At 63.5% G+C, this 22,737-nt stretch carries 21 protein-coding genes; 15 read left to right on the top strand and 6 right to left on the bottom strand.

Annotated elements, in window-relative coordinates; genetic code table 11:
- Positions 1-42: 42 nt before the first annotated feature.
- The 14 genes from phnC to urtE all read left to right on the top strand — a co-directional run bounded on the left by phnC (position 43) and on the right by urtE (position 19,059).
- On the top strand, positions 43-876 hold the full coding sequence (gene phnC, locus ACP39K_RS09090; protein ID WP_004939485.1) for a phosphonate ABC transporter ATP-binding protein: 834 nt from the start codon (positions 43-45) through the stop codon (positions 874-876).
- A gap of 41 nt (positions 877-917) precedes the next feature.
- Positions 918-1,850, top strand: a complete 933-nt coding sequence (phnD, locus tag ACP39K_RS09095) for a phosphonate ABC transporter substrate-binding protein (protein WP_004939482.1) — start codon at positions 918-920, stop codon at positions 1,848-1,850.
- Positions 1,851-1,928: 78 nt separating this feature from the next.
- Positions 1,929-2,792, top strand: coding sequence for a phosphonate ABC transporter, permease protein PhnE (gene phnE, locus ACP39K_RS09100; protein ID WP_273832954.1), 864 nt, complete (start codon positions 1,929-1,931; stop codon positions 2,790-2,792).
- Positions 2,789-3,688 carry a phosphonate ABC transporter, permease protein PhnE gene (gene phnE, locus ACP39K_RS09105; RefSeq protein WP_025302015.1) on the top strand — a complete coding sequence of 300 codons (900 nt, stop codon included), beginning with the start codon at positions 2,789-2,791 and terminating at the stop codon, positions 3,686-3,688. Before phnE (ACP39K_RS09100) ends, phnE (ACP39K_RS09105) begins: the two co-directional genes overlap by 4 nt.
- A gap of 229 nt (positions 3,689-3,917) precedes the next feature.
- Positions 3,918-4,382 (top strand): YehS family protein, encoded by a 465-nt coding sequence (locus tag ACP39K_RS09110; RefSeq protein ID WP_016928588.1) that lies wholly within the window; start codon positions 3,918-3,920, stop codon positions 4,380-4,382.
- Positions 4,383-4,559: 177 nt separating this feature from the next.
- A complete protein-coding gene (locus tag ACP39K_RS09115) occupies positions 4,560-7,127 on the top strand; it encodes a putative mucin/carbohydrate-binding domain-containing protein (protein WP_497008436.1) in 2,568 nt (855 codons plus the stop codon).
- Between the two features lie 223 nt (positions 7,128-7,350).
- A complete protein-coding gene (gene atzF, locus ACP39K_RS09120; RefSeq protein ID WP_413713011.1) occupies positions 7,351-9,180 on the top strand; it encodes an allophanate hydrolase in 1,830 nt (609 codons plus the stop codon).
- A 2-nt stretch (positions 9,181-9,182) separates the two neighbouring features.
- A complete protein-coding gene (gene uca, locus ACP39K_RS09125; RefSeq protein WP_497008437.1) occupies positions 9,183-12,803 on the top strand; it encodes an urea carboxylase in 3,621 nt (1,206 codons plus the stop codon).
- A 14-nt stretch (positions 12,804-12,817) separates the two neighbouring features.
- Positions 12,818-13,537, top strand: a complete 720-nt coding sequence (locus tag ACP39K_RS09130) for a GntR family transcriptional regulator (protein ID WP_060444434.1) — start codon at positions 12,818-12,820, stop codon at positions 13,535-13,537.
- Positions 13,538-13,563: 26 nt separating this feature from the next.
- Entirely contained in the window at positions 13,564-14,832 is a 1,269-nt protein-coding gene (urtA, locus tag ACP39K_RS09135; RefSeq protein WP_033640971.1) for an urea ABC transporter substrate-binding protein, read from the top strand.
- 56 nt (positions 14,833-14,888) lie between these two features.
- On the top strand, positions 14,889-16,469 hold the full coding sequence (gene urtB / locus ACP39K_RS09140) for an urea ABC transporter permease subunit UrtB (protein ID WP_497008438.1): 1,581 nt from the start codon (positions 14,889-14,891) through the stop codon (positions 16,467-16,469).
- Positions 16,469-17,545, top strand: coding sequence for an urea ABC transporter permease subunit UrtC (gene urtC / locus ACP39K_RS09145; RefSeq protein ID WP_025302022.1), 1,077 nt, complete (start codon positions 16,469-16,471; stop codon positions 17,543-17,545). The genes urtB and urtC overlap by 1 nt, the downstream gene beginning before the upstream one ends.
- On the top strand, positions 17,542-18,348 hold the full coding sequence (gene urtD / locus ACP39K_RS09150) for an urea ABC transporter ATP-binding protein UrtD (protein WP_015377102.1): 807 nt from the start codon (positions 17,542-17,544) through the stop codon (positions 18,346-18,348). The genes urtC and urtD overlap by 4 nt, the downstream gene beginning before the upstream one ends.
- A gap of 12 nt (positions 18,349-18,360) precedes the next feature.
- Positions 18,361-19,059: an urea ABC transporter ATP-binding subunit UrtE gene (urtE, locus tag ACP39K_RS09155; protein WP_330764714.1), complete on the top strand. Its 699-nt coding sequence runs from the start codon at positions 18,361-18,363 to the stop codon at positions 19,057-19,059.
- A 7-nt stretch (positions 19,060-19,066) separates the two neighbouring features.
- Here urtE and ACP39K_RS09160 read toward each other — a convergent pair whose 3' ends face one another.
- Together ACP39K_RS09160 and ACP39K_RS09165 are read right to left on the bottom strand one after the other, a co-directional pair.
- The gene (locus ACP39K_RS09160; protein ID WP_042783942.1) at positions 19,067-19,366 is read right to left on the bottom strand and encodes a type II toxin-antitoxin system RelE/ParE family toxin; all 300 of its coding nucleotides are present in this window, start codon (positions 19,364-19,366) and stop codon (positions 19,067-19,069) included.
- Positions 19,351-19,614: a type II toxin-antitoxin system ParD family antitoxin gene (locus tag ACP39K_RS09165; RefSeq protein WP_004939442.1), complete on the bottom strand. Its 264-nt coding sequence runs from the start codon at positions 19,612-19,614 to the stop codon at positions 19,351-19,353. The genes ACP39K_RS09160 and ACP39K_RS09165 overlap by 16 nt, the downstream gene beginning before the upstream one ends.
- Before the next feature lie 134 nt (positions 19,615-19,748).
- Here ACP39K_RS09165 and ACP39K_RS09170 point away from each other — a divergent pair, with 134 nt between their 5' ends.
- Entirely contained in the window at positions 19,749-20,261 is a 513-nt protein-coding gene (locus ACP39K_RS09170) for a DUF2165 family protein (protein ID WP_033640967.1), read from the top strand.
- Positions 20,262-20,283: 22 nt separating this feature from the next.
- On the opposite strand, the gene ACP39K_RS09175 is transcribed toward ACP39K_RS09170, so the two are convergent.
- The 4 genes from ACP39K_RS09175 to ACP39K_RS09190 form a co-directional block, all read right to left on the bottom strand.
- The gene (locus tag ACP39K_RS09175; RefSeq protein WP_033640966.1) at positions 20,284-20,796 is read right to left on the bottom strand and encodes a GNAT family N-acetyltransferase; all 513 of its coding nucleotides are present in this window, start codon (positions 20,794-20,796) and stop codon (positions 20,284-20,286) included.
- 24 nt (positions 20,797-20,820) lie between these two features.
- A complete protein-coding gene (locus tag ACP39K_RS09180; RefSeq protein ID WP_060444203.1) occupies positions 20,821-21,168 on the bottom strand; it encodes a type II toxin-antitoxin system RelE/ParE family toxin in 348 nt (115 codons plus the stop codon).
- A complete protein-coding gene (locus tag ACP39K_RS09185) occupies positions 21,128-21,388 on the bottom strand; it encodes a type II toxin-antitoxin system Phd/YefM family antitoxin (RefSeq protein ID WP_016928576.1) in 261 nt (86 codons plus the stop codon). The genes ACP39K_RS09180 and ACP39K_RS09185 overlap by 41 nt, the downstream gene beginning before the upstream one ends.
- Before the next feature lie 68 nt (positions 21,389-21,456).
- Positions 21,457-22,692: an FAD-dependent oxidoreductase gene (locus tag ACP39K_RS09190; protein WP_060444204.1), complete on the bottom strand. Its 1,236-nt coding sequence runs from the start codon at positions 22,690-22,692 to the stop codon at positions 21,457-21,459.
- Positions 22,693-22,737 lie beyond the last annotated feature (45 nt).

The raw sequence follows: 22,737 nt of genomic DNA on the forward strand, positions 1-22,737 counted from the left end.
TAGGTGCCCATAATGATTAGCCACTGAAACCAGAGAAATCATATGGCTCAGGCACTGTTAAAATTGGCGCAGCACGAGTTCCCAGGGCAGCACGCCGCCGCATCCCGCAAAGTGTTATCGGTAAAGGGGCTCGGCAAGGCCTACAAAGCGCAGCAGCGCGTGCTGGATGACATCAATTTCGATCTGCACGCCGGCGAATTCGTGGCGGTGATCGGCCGCTCCGGCGCGGGCAAGTCCACGCTGTTGCATACCCTCAACGGCACCATTCCTTCCAGCTGCGGCGAGATGCTGCACTTCGAAGACGATGGCGTGGCGCAGGATATCGCCCAGCTTGCCGGCCGCCAGATGCGCCAGTGGCGCGCGCGCTGCGGCATGATCTTCCAGGACTTCTGCCTGGTGCCGCGGCTGGACGTGATGACCAACGTGTTGCTGGGCCGCCTGAGCCACACTTCCACCCTGAAATCCTTCTTCAAACTGTTCGATGACGCCGACCGCGCTCGCGCCATCGAGCTGTTGCAGTGGCTCAACATGCTGCCGCACGCGCTGCAGCGCGCCGAGCACCTCTCCGGCGGTCAGATGCAGCGCGTCGCCATCTGCCGCGCGCTGATGCAAAACCCGCAAATCCTGCTGGCCGATGAGCCGGTGGCGTCGCTCGATCCGAAAAACACCCGCCGCATCATGGACGCGCTGCAGAAAATCAGCGAAGACGGCATCGCGGTGATGGTGAATCTGCACTCGGTCGAACTGGTGAAAGAGTATTGCTCGCGGGTGATCGGCATCGCCCACGGGAAGATCGTGTTTGACGGGCATCCTTCGCAACTGAACGAACGGATCCTGCACCAGCTGTATGGCGAAGAAGCCAATCAGATCCATTGAAGCACTTTTGACCTTTACCCTTTACACACAAGGCACACCTGATGAAAAAAGTATTGAGTCTGACCACCCTGATGGCCGGCGCGATGATGGTATTTAATGCTGCCGCAGCGGATGCGCCGAAAGAGCTGAACCTGGGCATTCTCGGCGGCCAGAACGCCACCCAGCAGATCGGCGATAACCAATGCGTGAAGCAGTTCCTGGACAAAGAGTTGAACGTCGATACCAAGCTGCGCAACTCGTCCGACTATTCCGGCGTGATCCAGGGCCTGCTGGGCGGCAAGATTGACCTGGTGCTGAGCATGTCGCCGTCGTCGTTCGCCTCGGTCTACATCAAGGATCCGAAAGCGGTGGACATCGTCGGCATCGCGGTCGACGACGTTGACCAGTCGCGCGGCTACCACTCGGTGGTGGTGGTGAAGGCCGGCAGCCCGTACCAGAAACTGGAAGACCTGAAAGGCAAGGCCATCGGCTTCGCCGATCCGGATTCCACCTCCGGCTTCCTGATCCCGAACCAGGCGTTTAAAAAGCTGTTCGGCGGCACGGTCGACAACAAATACAACAACACCTTCTCCAGCGTCACCTTCTCCGGCGGCCACGAGCAGGACATCCTCGGCGTGCTGAACGGCCAGTTCGAAGGCGCGGTGACCTGGGCGTCGATGATTGGCGACTACAACACCGGCTACACCAGCGGCGCGTTCACCCGCATGATCCGCATGGATCACCCGGACCTGATGAAGCAGATCCGCATCATTTGGCAGTCGCCGCTGATCCCGAACGGCCCGATCCTGGTGAGCAACTCGCTGCCGGCCGACTTCAAGGCCAAAGTGGTCACCGCTATCAAGAAGCTGGATAAAGACGATCACGCGTGCTTTATCAAAGCGATGGGCGGCAAACAGCACATCGGCGACACGACCCTGGCGGAATACCAGACCATCATCGATATGAAGCGCGAGCTGACCAAAGGCGACCGTTAATTCCCGGCTGCCTCGGCCGTTCGAATGAAGGGGTTCAGCATGCTGAACCCCTTGTTCCATCAAGATGGAAGACCTGCATTGAATACCGATTTCGCACACTATTACCAACGGATCCGCAGCAAGCAAAAGCGCGAAGCGCTGCTGTGGTCGCTCGGGCTGGTGGTGTTGTACCTGGGCGCCGGCAACCTCGCCGAGTTCAACCTGCACACCGTCTGGGTGTCTATTCCGCACTTCTTCGACTATCTGGCCGAAACCGTGCCGACGTTGCACTGGAACCTGTTGTTCGCCGACGGGCGCACCGAAGGCTCGCTGGCCTACTGGGGCTATCGCCTGAACATCCAGCTGCCGCTGATCTGGGAGACCCTGCAGCTGGCGCTGGCGGCGACCATTTTCTCGGTGCTGGTGGCGACCGTGCTGGCGTTTCTGGCGGCCGGCAACACCTATACCCCGGCCTCGGTGCGGCTGGCGATCCGCACGCTGGTGGCGTTCTTGCGCACCATGCCGGAGTTGGCGTGGGCGGTGATGTTCGTGATGGCGTTCGGCATCGGCGCCATTCCCGGCTTCCTGGCGCTGGCGCTGCACACCATCGGCAGCCTGACCAAGCTGTTCTACGAATCGATCGAAACCGCCTCCAACAAGCCGGTGCGCGGGCTGGCGGCCTGCGGCGCCACGCCGCTGCAGCGCATGCGCTTCGGCCTGTGGCCGCAGGTGAAGCCGGTGTTTCTCTCCTACAGCTTCATGCGGCTGGAGATCAACTTCCGTCAGTCGACCATTTTGGGGCTGGTGGGGGCGGGCGGCATCGGCCAGGAGCTGATGACCAACATTAAACTCGACCGCTACGATCAGGTCAGCATGACGCTGCTGCTGATCATCGTGGTGGTTTCCGTGCTCGACTACGTGTCGGGCGAGCTGCGCAAGCGCGTGGTGGAGGGGGAAAAATGATAGCGGGTACTCCGGCGTCGGCGGAAACGCTGCGCCAGCTAAAACAGCAGCATCCGGCGATCTTCGCGCAGCAGGGGCGTTACCTGCGCACCGTCGGCCTGATCGCCTTGGCGATCGTGCTGTACTACGTGTTCTTCTTCTTGGTCTTCGGCATTAGCTGGCCGCAGTTTATCAACGGCTGCCAGCAGTTGGGGCGCTATTTCCTGCGCATGTTCGTCTGGCACGACTTCGCCAACTGGCCGTTCATGTACTACTTCCAGCAGATCGGCATCACCATCGCCATCGTGTTCGCCGGCACCATCACCGCGTCGCTGATCGCGCTGCCGCTGTCGTTCTTCGCCGCGCGCAACGTGATGTCGACGCCGCTGCTGCGGCCGATTTCGGTGCTGGTGCGCCGCTTGCTGGACGTGCTGCGCGGCATCGACATGGCGATCTGGGGGCTGATCTTCGTGCGCGCCGTCGGCATGGGGCCGCTCGCCGGGGTGTTGGCTATCGTGATGCAGGACGTCGGGCTGTTGGGCAAACTGTACGCCGAAGGGCACGAGGCGGTGGACAAGTCCCCCAGCCGCGGCCTGACGGCGGTGGGCGCCAACGGGTTGCAGAAGCACCGCTACGGCATTTTCACCCAGTCGTTCCCCACCTTCCTGGCGCTCAGCCTGTATCAGATCGAGTCCAACACCCGCTCTGCGGCGGTGCTGGGCTTCGTCGGCGCCGGCGGCATCGGCCTGGTGTACGCGGAGAACATGCGGCTGTGGAACTGGGACGTGGTGATGTTCATCACTCTGATCCTGGTGGTGGTGGTGATGATCATGGACAAGGTCTCGTCAATGCTGCGCAACAAGTACATCATCGGCGAAGACATCCCGCTGTATCAGCAAAAAAGCCAAATCGATTGAGAAACCCCTTTCCGATCCCTATACTGCCGCACATTCAAGGTGTGCGGCCATACCCGTCATACTTGGAGTTGCCTCTTTGTTGGCTGCATTTGCGCGCCCCGGTCACATAGTTAACTATGCTCCGGGGGCTTACAAATTTGCCGCCGCGATGCAACTCCAATTATTTTGGGTATGGGGCATTTTTTACAATGCGCACGTCCCCGTTAGACAAATAAGGCAATGCAATCCCATGATGAACAACGACGTGCTGCGCAGCGTGCGCTATATGCTGAGCATTAACAACGCCAAAATGGTCGAGATTATCAAACTGGACGATTTCGAGGTGGCGGTGTCGGCGATGGACGCTTACGTGATCAAAGAAGGCGAGCCGGGCTACGAGAAGTGCCCGGACGAAGTGATGGCGCACTTCCTCAACGGCCTGGTGTTCTTCAAGCGCGGCAAGGACGACAAGTTCCCGGCGCCGGCGGTTGAACTGCCGATCACCAACAATCTGGTGCTGAAAAAGCTGCGCGTGGCGTTCGAGCTGAAAGACACCGACATGCACCAGATTTTCACCGCGGTGGACTTCCGCATCTCCAAGCCGGAGTTGAGCGCGCTGTTCCGTAAAGAGGGCACCAAGAACTACCGCCCGTGCGGCGATCAGATGCTGCGCTACTTCCTCAAAGGGCTGGCGCAGCGCATTCGCGGCGAGTAACGCGCAGCGTTCACCGAACATCAGGCGCAATCGCAAGGTTGCGCCTTTTTTATTGCCCCTCTCCCGCCCGCCGTTGTTGTACTGGCCCTCAGCCATCCGCCATTGATGGTGGGCGTGCCGCCCGTCCGGTTACTTTCTCATGGTCAATTCAGTCACCCAAACCATGAGGAAAGCAGGATGCCAACCATCACGAAAACCCAATCACTTTACACCTTGACCCGGCCGGTCTGGCTGGATGCAGCGGGCATGAGCAAGGGCATCGATCACGATCGCCAGCATCTGGGCATCATTCTCGCCGCCGGGCAGGTGCTGCGAGTACGCCAGACCAACGCGGCGTTTACCGGCAAGCTCACGCTGCGCTTGCTGAATGACGACAGCAAAACGGAGGCGGAATTCAGCGTCGGCGCGAGCTGGGTCGAGGCCCAGGTCAATGCCGTCTCGGTGCCGTTCATCGATACGCCGTATGGGCAGGGCGAGCCGGCGCTGGAGTTCGAGTATCCGGACACGGCAAAAGCGCTGCCGGTTTATCGCCGTGGCGAAAACGAAGCCGCGTTCTTTGCCCGCTGGGACGAGCGGGACGCCGAGTTTGCCCTGGTCGATGCGGAGTACGCTGTGTTGCTGGTGCCGAAAATCAGTAAACCGACGCTGAAGTCGCTGGGCGAAGCGAAAAACATCGACGGGCTGATCGCCTACTACGATCGCATTTTCACTTTCTATAATGCGCTGACCGGCGTTTCGTTCGAGGCTGAACACGAATCCGATCGCAATATTCGCAACCGCTACTTTATGAAGGCCGATAAGCACGGCGCCGGCGCCGCGTATTACGGCGGCCGCTGGACGGCGGAAACCAGCAACTCGGTCAGCAGCTTCTGGCTGACGCCGAAAGACAGCAACTGGGGCAGCCTGCATGAGATCGCGCACGGCTATCAGGGGCACTTTATGGGCGACAAATATTTCTCCACCGGTGAGATGTGGAACAATATTTATGCCGCTTGCTATCAGGACGTGATGCTGGGGGAACGCAAATACCAGGAGGGGTGGCTGTATAACTACGGCAACGCGGCCGGCGTCGAGAAGAAAATCATCGATTTGATCGCTCAGGGTACGCCGCTAAACCAGTGGGATCTCCGCTCCAAGCTGTTCTTTGCGATGCTGATGGTCGACAAGGCAGGCAAGAACGCCTTCACGCACTTTAATCAGCAATATCGCCAAAGCTGCAACACGACGGGTTTCGTGCCGTCGGAACATGCCTTGCTGGATCTGCTGTCGGCAAGCTTCGCCGCGGCCGGCGAGCAAATCGATGTGACGCCGTTCGTCGAGCTGACCGGCGGCGTGATCACCCAAGCGCAGCGCGACCGCAACGCGTTCAGCCACGCCAAGGCGGTGTATCCGCTGTATCAACTGGTGGACGCGCAGAATCTGCCGGCGCTGCAGGCGCAGCTGAAACTGGATTCCTCGCTGCGGCTGGTCGATTCTTGTCAGCTCAAGGCGAGCGGGCTGAAAGGCGACGTCACCCTGAGTCTGGATATCGATGATTTTGCGCAGATCTACGGTGAGGATCTTGTCCTGATGGAAGGGGCGCGCTATGCCCACAAAATCCGTATCGACGCGCCGACCCTGGCCCTGACTGCGCTGCCGATCGGCGTGTATACCTTGCGGTTGCCGACCGGCAAAGATCGTAAATATCGGCCGACGGCGGGTTACCTGACGGTGAAGCAGGGGAAAAACGCGGTGACGCTTCGTTTCGAGCGCAAAGCCGCTTCGCCGATCGTTTCGCAGGAGATCAACCTGTTGGGCCTGAGCGATGCGGTCTTCGCCACCGTGGTCGTCGATCGTGCCAAAGGGGCGCTGGTGGTTGACGTGACCAGCACCACGCCGCACGCCTACTTCCCCGGTGAAATCTATGCCCGGGTGACGCTGCGCGATCGGCAGGGCGCGGTGCGCTTCAGCAAGGAGATTCAGGGCACTCAGGCTACGTTAAGTCATGACGAGCTGTCGTTTGCCGAGGGTGATGACATCGAGATTTACCATGTAGAGCCGAGCCGGGTGCGTTTGAATCCGCCGGCGGCCGGCGTCATCGATAACAAAAACAAAACCAACGTGCTGCGTATCGAAACCAGCGGGCTGAAAAATCCGGCGTTGCCCGGCGATCCCGAGCAAGCGCTGCTGGCGCGCCTGGAACAGGCGGCGCAGCGTTTGCGCCACCTGCTGCCGGCTTACTACGCGCCGTCGTCGTCGTTCAAGGATGATATTTATCTGGCGATCGGCGCCTTTGCCGAGCCGCAGCGCGAGTCATTGTTGGCGACCTATCGGGATTGCCTGCCGGCCGACAATGCGTCGCCGGGCGCTCACGTCGGCAATGCGTTTACCGTGGCGTGCAAAGGGATTGGCGATCGCCAGTTTCTGACCTGCGCCGTCGATCTGGTGAAAAAAACCGTGACTGTGACGCTGGCGGCGGGGATTGCTCACCACTACTTCACCGACAGCTATGCCTTCCTCAGCGTGACGGATGCGGACGGCAACATCGTGCTCAGTTACGACGTCATCGGCAGCCAAAATCAACCGGCGAAAACTTGGGTGTTGCCGTTGTCAGGCTACGGCGGTGAGGTGATCCATCTGCGGCATGAAGAGCCGGACAACCGTCTGGCGATCGTCAACGAAATGCAGCACCTGCGGTTGGCGGAGAAGGGCAAGCAACAGACCTACTGCATTACCCCGGTCGGTTTGAAACGCATCAACGACTGAGCCACATCGACCTCCGGGGCGGCGAGTGTCGTCGCCCCGGTTTTTTCTCTGCGCCATCCCGCCATTGCACTCTTTTTGTTCCCCCGCTGCGCGCCGCTGGTGCAGCCCGTTCGCCGCCGCCGTCATAAGTTTTAATTATAATTTATTGAAATCATGAGATTAAAAATTGGCACGCCGGTTGCTCTGTTGAATCCCATCTTGTGTACCAGATGGAATTCAGTCGATGAGCGAACCTGTTGAAGCGTGCGGTTTTACCCTCAGTGAATGGCAGCACCATTATCAAACCCGTCCGGCGGGCGAGCGCCTCGCCTGCGTCAGTGCGACGATCGAAACGCTGGTCGCCGGCCTGAACCCGGACGATAACGCCTGGCTGTATCTCGCCACGCCGGCGCAGCGCGAACAGCAGTATCGGCAGCTGGCGCAACGGCTGGCGGCGGTCGCCGGCGATCTCAGCCGCCTGCCGCTGTTCGGCGTGCCCTTCGCCATCAAAGACAATATCGACGTCGGCGGCTGGCCGACCAGCGCCGCCTGCCCGGCGTTCACCTATCAGGCCGCGGCGGACGCCACCGTGGTCGCCCACCTGCGCGCCGCCGGGGCGATCGCCCTTGGTAAAACCAACCTCGACCAGTTCGCTACCGGGTTGGTGGGCACTCGCTCACCGTATGGCGCGGTGGTCAACAGTTTCGACAGCCGCTACGTCAGCGGCGGTTCCAGCTCCGGCTCCGCCTCGGTGGTGGCGCGCGGCCTGGTGCCGTTCGCGCTGGGCACCGACACCGCCGGTTCGGGGCGCGTGCCCGCCGGGTTCAACAACATCGTCGGGCTGAAGCCGACCAAGGGGCGGTTATCCAACCGCGGCGTGGTGCCGGCTTGCCGGTTGAACGATACGGTGTCGGTCTTCGCGTTGACCGTGGCCGACGCCGCGCAGGTGGCGGAGCTGGCGAGCGGCTTTGACGCGGCAGACCCGTATTCCCGCCCCGATCCGCATACCGCGCCGGCGGATATCCCCGCCGCGCCGCGTTTCGCGATTCCCGCCCAGCTGGAGTTTTTCGGCGACGTTCAGGCCGAGCGGGCGTTTCACCGTGCGTTGGCGCAGCTGCGGGCGGGCGGCGCCACGCTGGAACCCCTCGATTTCGCGCCGTTTCGCACCCTGGCGGAACAGCTGTATTACGGCCCCTGGGTGGCGGAGCGCACCGTGGCGATTGAGCAGGTGCTGGAAGCGAACCCGCAGGCCATCGATCCGGTGGTGCGCGGCATCGTCGGCAACGGCCTCGGCTACAGCGCCTGCGACGCCTACAAGGCGGAATACCTGCGCGCCGAGCTGGCGCGGCAAATCGCCCAGCGGCTGGCGCCGTTCGACGCGCTGGTGGTGCCGACCGCGCCCACTATCCGCACCCTGGCGGAGATGGCGCAGGAGCCGGTGCTGTTCAATTCGCAGTTCGGCACTTACACCAATTTCACCAACCTGGCCGATCTGAGCGCGCTGGCGCTGCCGGGGCCGCTGCGCGAAGACGGCCTGCCGGCGGGCATCACCCTGATTGCGCCCGCCTGGCATGACCGGGCGCTGGCGGCGTTTGGCCTGCGCTGGCAATGGCAATGCGCCTTGCCGCTCGGCGCTATCGGCCGGGCATTGCCGCCGCAGCCGGCGCCGGCCTCGTCTTCGGGACACGTGCGTCTGGCGGTAGTGGGCGCTCACCTTAGCGGCATGCCGCTCAACGTCCAACTGACGCAGCGCGATGCGGTGCGGGTGGAACAAACCGTCACCGCTCCCTGTTACCGCCTCTACGCGTTGGCCGATACCGAGCCGCCGAAGCCGGGGCTGGCGCGCGCGGCGCAGGGGGCGGCGATCCGCGTTGAGCTGTGGGACATCCCGCTGGCCCGTTTCGGCGAGTTTGTGGCGGAAATCCCTGCGCCATTGGGCATCGGCACGCTGCTGCTGGCGGACGGCCGACGGGTGAAGGGGTTCATCTGCGAAGCCTGGGCGCTGGAAGGCGCCACGGATATCACTGAGTTTGGCGGCTGGCGTGATTATCTCGCCAGCGTTGAGGGGGCATGAACATGTTTACTACCGTACTGATCGCTAACCGCGGCGAAATCGCCTGCCGCGCCATTCGCACCCTGAAACGCCTGGGCGTAACCAGCGTGGCGGTCTACTCCGACGCCGACCGCAATGCGCCGCACGTCACCGAAGCCGACAGGGCGGTGGCGCTCGGCGGCGACAAGGCCGCCGACAGTTATCTGCGCATCGACAAGATCCTCGCGGCGGCCGCCGCCACAGGCGCACAGGCGATCTACCCCGGCTACGGCTTTTTGTCCGAGAGCGCCGAGTTTGCCGATGCCTGCGAAGCGGCGGGCATAGTCTTTATCGGCCCGACGGCGGCGCAGATGCGCGAGTTCGGCCTCAAGCACCGGGCGCGCGAGCTGGCGGCGTTGGCCGGGGTGCCGATGACGCCGGGCACCGGCTTGCTGGAGAGCGTTGAGCAGGCGGTCTCGGCCGCCGCGCGCATCGGCTACCCGGTGATGCTGAAAAGCACCGCCGGCGGCGGCGGCATAGGCCTGACGCGCTGTGACGACGAGGCGGCGCTGCGCGACGCGTACGACAGCGTCAAACGGCTGGGAGAGCAGTTCTTCCGCGACGCCGGCGCCTTTATCGAACGATTCGTCGATCGGGCGCGCCACGTCGAGGTGCAGATTTTCGGCGACGGCCAGGGGCGGGTGGCGGCGCTCGGCGAGCGCGACTGTTCGCTGCAGCGGCGCAACCAAAAGGTGGTGGAGGAAACCCCGGCGCCGCACCTGCCGGCGGCGACTCGCCAGGCGCTGCATCGGGCGGCGGTGGCGCTGGGCGAGTCGGTGAATTACCGCAGCGCCGGCACCGTAGAGTTTATCTATGACGCCGCGCGCGACGAGTTTTACTTTCTGGAAGTGAACACCCGCTTACAGGTCGAGCACCCGGTCACCGAAATGGTCACCGGCCTGGATCTGATCGCATGCATGCTGCAGGTGGCGGCGGGCGACGCGCTGGATTGGGCGGCGTTGCAGCGCGCGCCGCAGGGCGCGGCGATCGAAGTGCGCCTCTACGCCGAAGATCCGCTGAAAAACTTCCAGCCCAGTCCCGGCGTGCTGACCGAGGTGCATTTCCCTGACGACGTGCGCCTCGACGGTTGGGTGGCGACCGGCAGCGAAGTGTCGGCGTTTTACGACCCGATGATCGCCAAGCTGATCGTGCACGGCGCCGATCGGGCGCAGGCGCTGGAAAAATTGCGCGTGGCGCTGGCGGCGACCCGTTTGCACGGCATCGCCACCAACCTCGACTATCTGCGGCAGGTGATCGCCACGCCGCAATTTCAGCGCGGCGACGTCTGGACGCGCCTGCTGGACGATTTGCGTTTCCAGCCGCACTGCCTCGAAGTGCTGCAACCCGGCACCTACAGCAGCGTGCAGGATTATCCCGGCCGCCTCGGCTATTGGGACATCGGCGTGCCGCCGTCCGGCCCGATGGACGACTTCGCGTTTCGGCTGGCCAACCGCATCGTCGGCAACCACCCGGCGGCGGCCGGGCTGGAGTTTACCCTGCAGGGGCCGACGCTGCGCTTTCACTGCGACGCCACCATCGCGCTGACGGGCGCGAGCTGCCCGGCCGATCTGGATGGCGAGGCGGTTGCCTACTGGCGGCCGATCGCGGTGCGGGCCGGGCAGGTATTGACGCTGGGGCGCGCCACGCACGGCTGCCGCACCTATCTGGCGGTACGCAACGGCTTTGACGTGCCGGTGTATCTCGGCAGCCGCTCCACCTTCGCGCTGGGCCAGTTCGGCGGCCACGCCGGGCGCACCTTGCGGGTGGCGGACATGCTGGCGATCGCCCAACCGGCGCTGGCGGCCTGCACTACGCCGGCGCCGATCGCCGCGCCGCAGGCGATGGATGACAGCCTGATCCCGCACTACGGCGACCAGTGGCACATCGGCGTGCTGTACGGGCCGCACGGCGCGCCGGACTTTTTCACCGCTGAATCGATAGAGGCCTTCTTCGCCACCGACTGGCAGGTGCATTACAACTCCAACCGCCTCGGCGTGCGCCTGGCGGGGCCGAAGCCCGAGTGGGCGCGGGAGGACGGCGGCGAGGCCGGTTTGCATCCTTCCAACGTGCACGACTGTGAGTACGCCATCGGCGCCATCAACTTCACCGGCGACTTCCCGGTGATCCTGACCCGCGACGGGCCGAGCCTTGGCGGCTTCGTCTGCCCGGTGACCATCGCCAAGGCCGAACTGTGGAAAGTGGGGCAGGTGAAGCCGGGCGACCGCATCCGGTTCCATCCGATCGGCTTCCGGCAGGTGCAGTCGCTGGAGCAGGCGCAGCTCGGCAGCATCGAAGCGCTGGCGGCGGTGAAGGCCATCACCCTGCCGCCGCCGGATCTGGCCCCGGCGGATAGCGTTTCCGCCGCGGTGCTGGCGGCGCTGCCGGCGGCGGACGGGCGCCCGGCGGTGGCGTATCGCCAGGCGGGGGACGGCTACATCCTGATGGAGTACGGCGACAATGTGCTCGATCTGGCGCTGCGGCTGCGCATACATCTGCTGATGCAGTCGCTGCGGCAGGAGGCGATCCCGGGTGTGGCTGAGCTGGCGCCGGGCGTGCGTTCGCTGCAGATCCGCTACGACAGCCGGCTGATAAGCCAGGCCGACCTGTTGCAGCGTCTGCTGGCGCGCGAACGGGCGCTGGGGGACGTCAGCCGCCTGAAGGTGCCAACGCGCACCGTCTGGCTGCCGATGGCGTTCGAGGATTCGGCCACGCTGGGGGCGGTGGATCGTTATCAGCAGACGGTGCGCGCCTCGGCGCCCTGGCTACCGAACAACGTCGATTTCATTCAGCGCATCAACGGTCTGAGCCAACGCGAGCAGGTGCGCGACATTCTGTTCGACGCCAGCTACCTGATCCTCGGGCTGGGAGACGTCTACCTCGGCGCGCCCTGCGCGGTGCCGCTCGATCCGCGCCATCGCCTGCTGAGCTCCAAATATAACCCGGCGCGCACCCACACCGCCGAAGGGACGGTCGGCATCGGCGGCATGTACATGTGCATCTACGGCATGGACTCGCCGGGCGGTTACCAGCTGGTCGGGCGCACGCTGCCGATCTGGAACAAGTTTCTCAAAAACCCGCAGTTCACCGCCGGTGAACCCTGGCTGCTGCGCTTCTTCGATCAGGTGCGCTTCTATCCGGTCAGCGAGCAAGAGTTGGACGAGCAGCGCGAAGCGTTCCGTGAAGGGCGCATGCAGGTGCGCATCGAAGAGAGCGAGTTCGACTTCGCCGCCTACACCCGTTTCCTGGCCGACAATGCCGAGGCGATCGCCGACTTCCAGCATCGCCAGCAACAGGCGTTCAGCGCCGAAGTGGCGCGCTGGCGCAGCGATGACGACGAGGCCGAGGCGCAGCTGTTGCCGCCGGAGGAAGAAGACGCCATCGACGGCGATCTGGTCAGCGCCGATCTGAACGGCAGCGTGTGGAAGATCCTGGTGGAACCGGGGCAGGCGGTGGCGGCCGGGCAGCCGCTGATCGTGGTCGAGGCGATGAAAATGGAGCTGGCGGTCACCGCGCCGCGCGCCGGGATCGTTAAACGCATCAGCTGCCGGCAGGGGCGGCCGGTCGGGCCGGGCGACGCCCTGCTGTGGCTGGAAAAAGCGGTCTGAACGGAGGGGCGATGATGCAAATCACCAACGGAGAGCACAAGGCGCGCCCGGAAGGGCTGGCGGAGCGCATTTATCTGCAGCTCAAGGCCGACATCTTCGAGTTTCGCCTGCTGCCGGGCGATCGCTTCAGCGAAAGCGACGTGGCGCAGCGCATGGCGGCCAGCCGCACGCCGGTGCGCCAGGCGCTGTTTCGACTCGAGCGCGAAGGCTATGTCGAGGTGCTGTTTCGCAGCGGCTGGCAGGTGCGGCCGTTCGACTTCGCCTACTTCGAAGAGCTGTACGACCTGCGCATCGTGCTTGAGCAAGAGGCGGTGAAACGGCTGTGCGAACGCCCGGCAGGGGAAACGCCGGACGCGCTGGCGGCGCTGAGCCGTTTTTGGACCGAAGCGCCGCGTCTGGCGGACGGCAAGGCGGTGTCGCAGCACGATGAGCAGTTTCATCAGGCGTTGGTGGCCGCGGCGGGCAACGGCGAAATGGCGCGCATTCACCGCGAGCTGACAGAAAAGATCCGCATCATTCGCCGGCTGGATTTCACCCAGCAGGCGCGGGTGGACGCCACCTACCGCGAGCACGCCGCCATTTTGCAGGCGATCCTGCGGCGGCAAAGCGGGGCGGCGCAAACGCTGCTCGGCGAGCACATCGCCGTCAGCAAGGCAGAGGTACGAAAAATAACGCTGCACATGTTGCACCAGGCGCGGGCTCAGCAGCCTGCGCGCTCGGCGCAACAATTTTGATTTCACACACATCAGGAGTTTGAACTATGCAACGTCGTCGTTTTATCAAAGCTTTTGCGCTGTCCGCCGCCGCGATCGGCATGGGCCTGGCCTGGAGCGCGCAGGCCGCCGACACCATCAAGGTCGGCATTCTGAGTTCGCTCTCCGGCACCATGGCGATTTCCGAGACGCCGCTGAAGGATGTGGCGCTGATGACCATCGACGAGATCAACGCCAAAGGCGGGGTGCTCGGCAAAAAGCTGGAGCCGGTGGTGGTGGATCCGGCCTCCAACTGGCCGCTGTTCGCCGAAAAGGCGCGCCAGCTGCTGAGCCAGGACAAGGTGGCGGCGGTGTTTGGCTGCTGGACTTCGGTGTCGCGCAAGTCGGTGCTGCCGGTGTTTGAGGAGCTGAACGGACTGTTGTTCTATCCGGTGCAATACGAAGGCGAAGAGATGTCGCCGAACGTGTTCTACACCGGCGCGGCGCCGAACCAGCAGGCGATCCCGGCGGTGGAATACCTGCTGAGCGAGGACGGCGGCGGCGCCAAGCGCTTCTTCCTGTTGGGCACCGATTACGTCTATCCGCGCACCACCAACAAGATCCTGCGCGCCTTCCTGCACAGCAAAGGCGTGCAGGACAAGGATATCGAAGAGGTCTATACGCCGTTCGGCTACAGCGATTACCAGACCATCGTCGCCAACATCAAGAAGTTCGCCGCCGGCGGCAACACCGCGGTGATCTCCACCATCAACGGCGATTCCAACGTGCCGTTCTACAAAGAACTCGCCAACCAGGGCGTCAAGGCCACCGACGTGCCGGTGATCGCCTTCTCGGTCGGCGAGGAAGAGCTGCGCGGCATCGACACCAAGCCGCTGGTGGGCAACCTGGCGGCCTGGAACTACTTCGAATCGCTGGATAACCCGACCAACAAACAGTTTGTCAGCCAGTGGAAAGCCTACGCCAAGGCGCACAATCTGCCGAATTACGCCACTGCGGTCACCAACGATCCGATGGAGGCCACCTACGTCGGCCTCCACATGTGGGCGCAGGCGGTGGAAAAGGCCGGCACCACCGACGTCGATAAGGTGCGCGCGGCGATGGCCGGGCAAACCTTCGCCGCGCCGTCGGGGTTCACGCTGACCATGGACAAGACCAATCACCACCTGCACAAGCCGGTGATGATCGGCGAGATCGAGGGCAACGGCCAGTTCAACGTGGTGTGGCAGACCGAGGCGCCGGTGCGCGCGCAGCCGTGGAGTCCGTATATCGCCGGCAACGACAAAAAACCGGATTACCCGGTGAAAGGCGGCAAGTAACGTCACTCAGCGCCGGCGCGGCCCGACGCGCGCCGGCTCAACAGAAGAGGCAGCTGATGCAATCTCCGTTTTTATCCTTTGTGCGCGCCGGGCTGTGGCTGTTGTGCGCCTGGCCCCTGCTGGCGCAGGCTGGGCCGGCCGATGAGTTCGCGGCGGCCACTCGCGCGCAGCAGGCCAAACTGCTGCAGGCGTGGGCGGCCGAGCCGGACGCCGCGCGCCTGCCGTTGCTGCAGGGGCTGCAGCAGGAAACCGTGGCGATCGACGGGGCGAAACGCGCCTTTATCCGCCAGGGCGACCGCTATCTGCCGCTTGAAGGTGAGGCGGCCCCGGTTGGCGAGCCGAAGAAGGTGTGGCTGAACAACCGGCTGCGCATTCTGATCGCCAACGCGTTGTCGGCGCAGCGGTTGGTCAGCGCGGACGCGGCGGTGCGGCTGCAGGCGGCGACCGCGCTGCAGCGCGAGGCGCAGGGCGAGCAGTTGCCGCTGTTGACCCGGCGGCTGGCGCAGGAGAAAGACCCGCAGGTACGCGACGCGCTGAGCATTGCGCTGGCGAACCTGCAATTGGCCGACGCCAGCCCGCAGGTGCGCTTCAATGCGGTGCGGCTGCTGGGGGAATCGGGCGAGCCGGAAACCCGCGCGCGGCTGCAAGCCTTGACCGACGCGGCCAATGAGCCGGACGCCGCGGTGCGCGCCGAGGCGCAGCGCAGCCTGCAGCGCGTGCAGCACCGCCTGATGATCGGCGATCTGCTCGGCCAGGCGTTCAGCGGCCTGTCGCTCGGTTCGATCCTGCTGCTGGCGGCGCTTGGCCTGGCGATCACCTACGGCCTGCTCGGCGTCATCAATATGGCGCACGGCGAAATGCTGATGCTCGGCGCCTATTCCGCCTATCTGGTGCAGGGGCTGTTTCAGCAATTTGCGCCGCAGTGGCTGGCGCTCTACCCGCTGGCGGCGCTGCCGGTGGCGTTCGCCATCACCGCCGGGATCGGCATGCTGCTGGAGCGTACGGTGATCCGCCACCTGTACGGCCGGCCGCTGGAAACCCTGCTGGCCACCTGGGGCATCAGCCTGGTGCTGATCCAACTGGTGCGGGTGCTGTTCGGCGCGCAGAACGTCGAGGTCGCCAACCCGGCGTGGCTGTCGGGCGGCGTGCAGCTGTTGCCGAACCTGGTGTTGCCGTGGAACCGCATCGCGGTGATCGCGTTCGTGCTGCTGGTGCTGGCGTTGACCTGGCTGCTGCTGAACAAAACCCGGCTCGGCATGAACGTGCGCGCGGTGACGCAAAACCGCGCGATGGCGGCCTGCTGCGGCGTGCCCACCGGGCGGGTGGACATGCTGGCCTTCGGGTTGGGATCCGGCATCGCCGGGCTCGGTGGGGTGGCGCTGTCGCAGTTGGGCAACGTCGGGCCGGAGCTGGGGCAAGGTTACATTATCGACTCGTTCCTGGTGGTGGTGCTCGGCGGCGTCGGCCAGCTGGCGGGGACGGTGGCGGCGGCCTTCGGTCTCGGCATCGTCAACAAGATCCTCGAGCCGCAGATCGGCGCCGTGTTGGGCAAGATCCTGATCCTGGTGCTGATCGTTCTGTTTATTCAAAAGCGTCCGCAGGGGCTGTTCGCCCTTAAGGGCAGGGTGATTGACTGATGAGCCAACCATTGACCGTAACCGGCGTGCAGAAAGCGCCCCGGCTGGCGTTGAGCATCGGCGGGCTGGCGTTGCTGGCGCTGCTGGTCATGCCGTTCATGACGTTGTTGCCGGCGGATCATCCGCTGGCGGTGTCCACCTATACCCTGACGCTGGCGGGCAAGATCCTGTGCTACGCGGTGGTGGCGGTGGCGCTCGATCTGGTGTGGGGCTATGCCGGGCTGCTGTCGCTCGGCCACGGGCTGTTCTTCGCGCTCGGCGGCTACGCCATGGGCATGTACCTGATGCGGCAGGCGGCGGGCGACGGGCTGCCGGCGTTTATGGCGTTCCTCTCCTGGAACGAGCTGCCGTGGTTCTGGAGCGGCACCCAGCATTTCGCCTGGGCGCTGTGCCTGATCGTGCTGGTGCCGGGCCTGTTGGCTTTCCTGTTCGGCTACTTCGCCTTTCGCTCGAAAATCAAAGGGGTGTACTTCTCGATCATGACCCAGGCGCTGACCTATGCCGGCATGCTGCTGTTCTTTCGCAACGAGACCGGTTTCGGCGGCAATAACGGCTTTACCGGTTTCACCACGCTGCTCGGCTTTCCCATCACCGCCGCCGGCACGCGGGTGGCGCTGTTCCTGGCGACGGTGCTGCTGCTGGCCGCCAGCCTGGCCATCGGCTTTGCGCTGGCGCGCAGCAAGTTCGGCCGGGTGCTGACCGCGGTGCGCGATGCGGAAAACCGCCTGACCTTCTGCGGCTACGATCCGAAGGGCTTCAAGCTGTTCGTCTGGACACTGTCGGCGGTGCTGTGCGGGCTGGCCGGCGCGCTCTATGTGCCGCAGGTCGGCATCATCAACCCCGGCGAAATGTCGCCGACCAACTCCATCGAGGCCGCCATCTGGGTCGCCCTCGGCGGGCGCGGCACCCTGGTGGGGCCGCTGCTCGGCGCCGGCATCGTCAACGGCGCCAAGAGCTGGTTCACCATGGCCATTCCCGAATACTGGCAGTTCTTCCTCGGCCTGATGTTTATCGTCGTCACGCTGTTTCTCCCGAAAGGAGTGATTGGCCTGCTGCGTCGGAGGAAAAGCTCATGAAGGCGATGCAAGTGACCGACGAACTGTTTACCCATCCGCTGCCGGCGGACAAATACCGGCAGCAAACCGATCCGGTGCTGCAGCTCGACAACGTCAACGTCAGCTTCGACGGTTTTCGCGCGCTGACCGATCTGTCGTTGCGCATTGGCGTCGGCGAACTGCGCTGCGTGATCGGCCCCAACGGCGCCGGCAAGACCACGCTGATGGATGTGATCACCGGCAAAACCCGGCCGGACAGCGGCAGGGTGTTTTACGATCAGACCGTCGATCTGACCCGGCTGGCGCCGATGCAGATCGCCCACGCCGGCATCGGCCGCAAGTTTCAAAAACCGACGGTGTTCGAGGCGCTGACGGTGTTCGAAAATCTGGAGATCGCCCAGAAAACCCGTAAATCGGTGTGGGCCTGCCTGCGCGCCCGCCTAAGCAGCGAGCAGCGCGACCGCATCGACGAGATGCTGAAGACCCTGCGGCTGGGGCATGAGCGCCACCGGCCCGCCGGGTTGCTGTCCCACGGGCAGAAACAGTTTCTCGAGATCGGCATGCTGCTGGTGCAGGAGCCGCACCTGCTGCTGCTCGACGAGCCGGCGGCCGGCATGACCGACGCCGAAACCGACTACACCGCCGAACTGTTCCGCGAGTTGGCGGGCAAGCATTCGCTGATGGTGGTGGAGCACGATATGGGGTTTGTGGAAACCATCGCCGATCGCGTAACGGTGCTGCATCAGGGACAGGTGCTGGCGGAAGGATCGCTGGCGCAGGTGCAGGCCGATGAACGGGTGATTGAGGTATATCTGGGGCGCTGAGGAGGCGTAATCATGCTGCAGGTAGAGGAATTGAATCAGTTTTACGGCGGCAGCCACATTCTGCGCGGCCTGTCGTTCGAGGCGCGCATCGGCGAGGTGACCTGCCTGCTGGGGCGCAACGGCGTGGGCAAGACCACGCTGCTGAAATGCCTGATGGGGCTGGTCCCGGCGCGCAGCGGCAGCGTCCGTTGGCAGGGCGAAACCATCACAGGTAAAAAGCCGCATCAGCGGGTGCAGGCGGGCATCGCCTATGTGCCGCAGGGGCGGGAGATTTTCCCGCGTCTGACGGTCGAGGAGAATCTGCTGATGGGGCTGGCGCGCTTTTCCGGCGCCGACGCGCGCGCGGTGCCGGATCCGATCTATGAACTGTTTCCGGTGCTGCGGCAAATGAAGGATCGGCGCGGCGGCGATCTCTCCGGCGGGCAACAGCAGCAGCTGGCGATCGGCCGGGCGCTGGCCTGCCGGCCGCAGCTGCTGATCCTCGACGAGCCGACGGAAGGGATCCAACCTTCGGTGATCAAGGAGATCGGCGCGGTGATCAAACACCTGGCGGCGCGGGGCGATATGGCGATCCTGTTGGTGGAGCAGTTCTATGACTTTGCCGCCGATCTGGCGGACAGCTATCTGGTGATGTCGCGCGGCAGCATCGTGCAGCGCGGCGCCGGCAGCAATATGGAACAGGACGGCGTACGCGGGCTGGTGGCGATTTAACGTTGGGTCAGCTGAAAAAGGATTGGCTGAGCGGATCGCGGGAATGATGCAGCACTCTGATGATATTCACTTCCCGCCTGTGCTGTCGAAAATAAATCAGGTGGTTGGCGACGGGCAATACCCATAGGCCGGGGCCGATTGCATCGATGTTTTTGCCGAGTTGGTGGTGGCTAAGGTTATCGAAAGCCTGATGCAGGCGGCGCAGATAATCTTCGGCCACCTGCAAGCCAAAGTGCGCCAACCCGTAAAAATAGATCTCTTCCATATCGTCCAACGCTTTTGGACGAACGGTTACTCTCCTGCGCATCCTTTTGCTTTGCTCCGTATTCTTTCCATGAACACATCACGATCCCATTCGACGGCTTCGCCGCTGTTCTCTCCTTCGGCGATCAAGCGCCTAAGCTCTTCCAGTTTTGAGGCGGCGGTACGTTCGCGCAAAGTGCGCACGGATTCGCGGATGACTTCGCTGGGCGTTCGGTAATCGCCGCTGGCCACCAGGTCTTCGACGAAGCTACGCAGTTCGTCACCCAGATCTACCGTTAGTGTTCTGCCCATTGTTCCTCCTCACTTTCGGCTATGCTGCGTCATTGTAAGATTAGTTCTTACATTGTGCACGTCAAACTATCAGGATCTCAATAGCGGTCCCGTCATGAGGACGGGAGCCACCCGTTTATTCATTAAGGATAACCATGAACGAAATCACTGTGTCACGCCTCGGTTGCATCGTCCTGTCTCTGTTTCCGGCCCTGTGGGGGCTGTTTAGCCTGTTGAACAATACGGCGGATTTCGCCGGCACCGCGCGCAATGCGGTGGGGCCGCTGCTCGCCATGCAGGATACCTATCAAACGCCGGGGCTGATGTGGCGCGCGATCCGCGCCGACTGGGCCTGCATGTTGGGGTTGGCGGTCATCACCACGCTGGAAACGCTGGCCGGCCTATTCGCGGCCGCGGGCGTGGCGCTGATGATCGGGCGATTGAAAGGCCCTTATGCCGCCTTCGCCAAGGGCAAAGCCTGGGCGATGCTGGGGGCGCTTTGCGCAATTGCGGTGTGGGGCGTCGGTTTTATGGTGGTCGCCGGCGACTGGTTCATGGCCTGGCAGGCCAAGAAGGATCCGCTGGCGGTACAGCTGGGGGCGCTGATCTACCTGGCGCCCAATGCGTTTGCCTTGCTGTTCCTGATGCTGCAGCGGGAGCCGCGCTAAACGACGGCGGAGCGGGGCGCGGTTACAGCGCCTTGCTCATATACCAGATGCCTATCGAGCCCTGGGCGCTGGTGTAGCAGGTCTCGCCACAAATGCTTAATCCCTGACGCTGATAAAAACGTTGGGCGCGGGTGTTGCGTTGCAGCACTTCCAGCCACAGCGTTTTTTGCCGGCGCTCGATAGCCCGTTGCTGCACCTGTTCGTACAGGCGCTGGCCATAGCCATTGCCGGCATGGCCCGGCAGGAAATAGATTTTCTGCAGCTCTGCGCCGCGGGTTTGCGTTGGCGCCAGCAGGCTGTCGACGTTGAGCCGCGCATAGCCGACGAGGGCGTCATTCTCATAGGCCAGCAGCCAGCACACGTCGGGATCGCGCAGCGTCCGTTCCAGTGCGGAGACGGAAAAATCCTCCGCCAGAAAGGCCTCCAGCTCGTGCGGGTAGCGCCACAGCTCACCGAAGTGGGCGCGATAGGTGCGGATGCCGATATCGCGCACCAGGGTTAAATCTTCCAGCAATGCCTGACGAACGGTGAACATCAGTGCCCCTTTGAGTAAGAAAAATTACAGCCGCTGTTCCAGATGCCGGTGGGGCACCATCGCCTGATGCAAAATGGCGAGAACGGTGATGCCGGCAGGGCGGCTGCGGTAGTAGATCCTATGGCTGGCGTAAGGAAAACTGCGTATCTCTTCGCCCAGATCGTGGAAGTGAGCTTTACCCGCTTCCGGCATATCTGCCAAATGATGCATCACCTCTCTCAACTGCTCAAGATAGCGGCGAGATTGCGCTTGGCCCCAGTGCTCGATGGTGAAATGACGAATAGCCAGCAGATCTTGTTGGGCCTGCGGGGTGAGGCGAAACGCGGGCATCTCAGTCTGTTTCATCGGTGAGCAGACGGTTGAAGAAGGCATCGCCGTCTACCGCCTTACCGGCGTCTTCCTCGGCGGTAGCCTGCGCGATTTTTTGCTGCAGTGCGCTTAATTTGAGATCTTCCAGCGCCTGGTAATCTTCTACAGACATGACGACGGCGACCGGTTTGCCGTTGCGATTGATTTGCACCGGTTCACGCTGCGCCTTGAGCAGCAAATCGCCGAATTGGGTTTTGGCCTCGTTCGCGGTGAGTGCGTACATTTAATCGCTCCAGTTAATTAAATCGTTCGATTTAACCATTATACGGCGCGATGAAAAAATCACCAATGCTATTCCGGCGGGCAGGTTTCGTTGGACAGATGCCGCGGCGTTTCACGGCGAAAACCGAGGCCGATGATGCGGCCGAACAGGCGCGGCAGCCAGCGGCTGTTGCTGACGCGGGCGATCAGGCGCGAGCCGCCCGCCGCGCGGCGTTCGCCCGGTTTGCGCTGGCTCATTTTGATCTGCAGAAACTGGATGGCCCGGGTGGGAAATTCGCGCCGGCGCTGCACGCTCAGCAGATGCTTCAGCTGCAGCCGATGCTGGCGCAGCGGCGGGATCAGAGCGTTGGCGGCGGCCACCGCGTCCTGAATCGCCAGGTTGACGCCCACGCCGCCGATCGGCGACATGGCGTGCGCGGCGTCGCCGATGCACAGCACCCCCGGTTTGGCCCAGCGATCCAGACGATCGATGCGAATGCTCAGCAGTTTTACCTGATCCCACTCGACGATCTCCTGCAGGCGATCGTCCTGGAACGGCGCCACCTCGGCGAGGTGCAGCAAAAATTTCTCCAGCCCGCTGCGGCGGATCGCGTCGAAGCTGCCTTTGTCGATCGAATAGCCGCACTGCCAGTAGTCGCCGCGATCGATCATGATGAAGTTCTGTTTCGGCCCGGTGTGGCCCATCGACCAGGCCGGATCGCCCGGCTGCTTGCTGAGCTTCATCCACACTACGTCGCGCGGCGCGCCGAAGGATCGGCTGCTGAGCGCCGCCTGTTCGCGCACCACCGAGTTGCGGCCGTCGGTGCCGACCACCAACTGGCTGCGCACGCGGATCGGGCCTTCCGGCGTGTCGGCCAGCACGCCGCACACCTGGCCGCGGTCGTACAGCAGCTGGTGAACCTGCGTCGAGGTCAGCAGCCTGAAGTTGGGGAAGGCGGCGGCCCGCTGGGCCAAAAAGTTGAGGAACTCCCACTGCGGCATAAAGGCGATAAATTTGCAGCGCGTCGGCAGGCGGGTGAAATCCGCCAGCTTGATGTCGCGCCCGGCGACTTCGGCGTGCAGGGACTCCGCACGCTGGTGCGGCAACGTCAGCAGTTCGTCGAGCAGGCCCAGCTGGTGCATGACTTCCAGCGTCGACGGGTGAATGGTGTCACCGCGAAAATCGCGCAGGAAGTCGGCGTGCTTCTCCAGCACCGTCACATCGATCCCCGCCCGCGCCAGCAGATAGCCGAGCATCAGCCCGGCGGGGCCGCCTCCCACGATGCAGCAGGTGGTGGCGTAAGGTGTGATTGGTGATGACGACATGACGGTTGACCCCGGATAGCGGCCCGCATCCCGCGAGCCGCAAAT

It is taken from the genome of Serratia sp. EC4 (assembly GCF_059652115.1).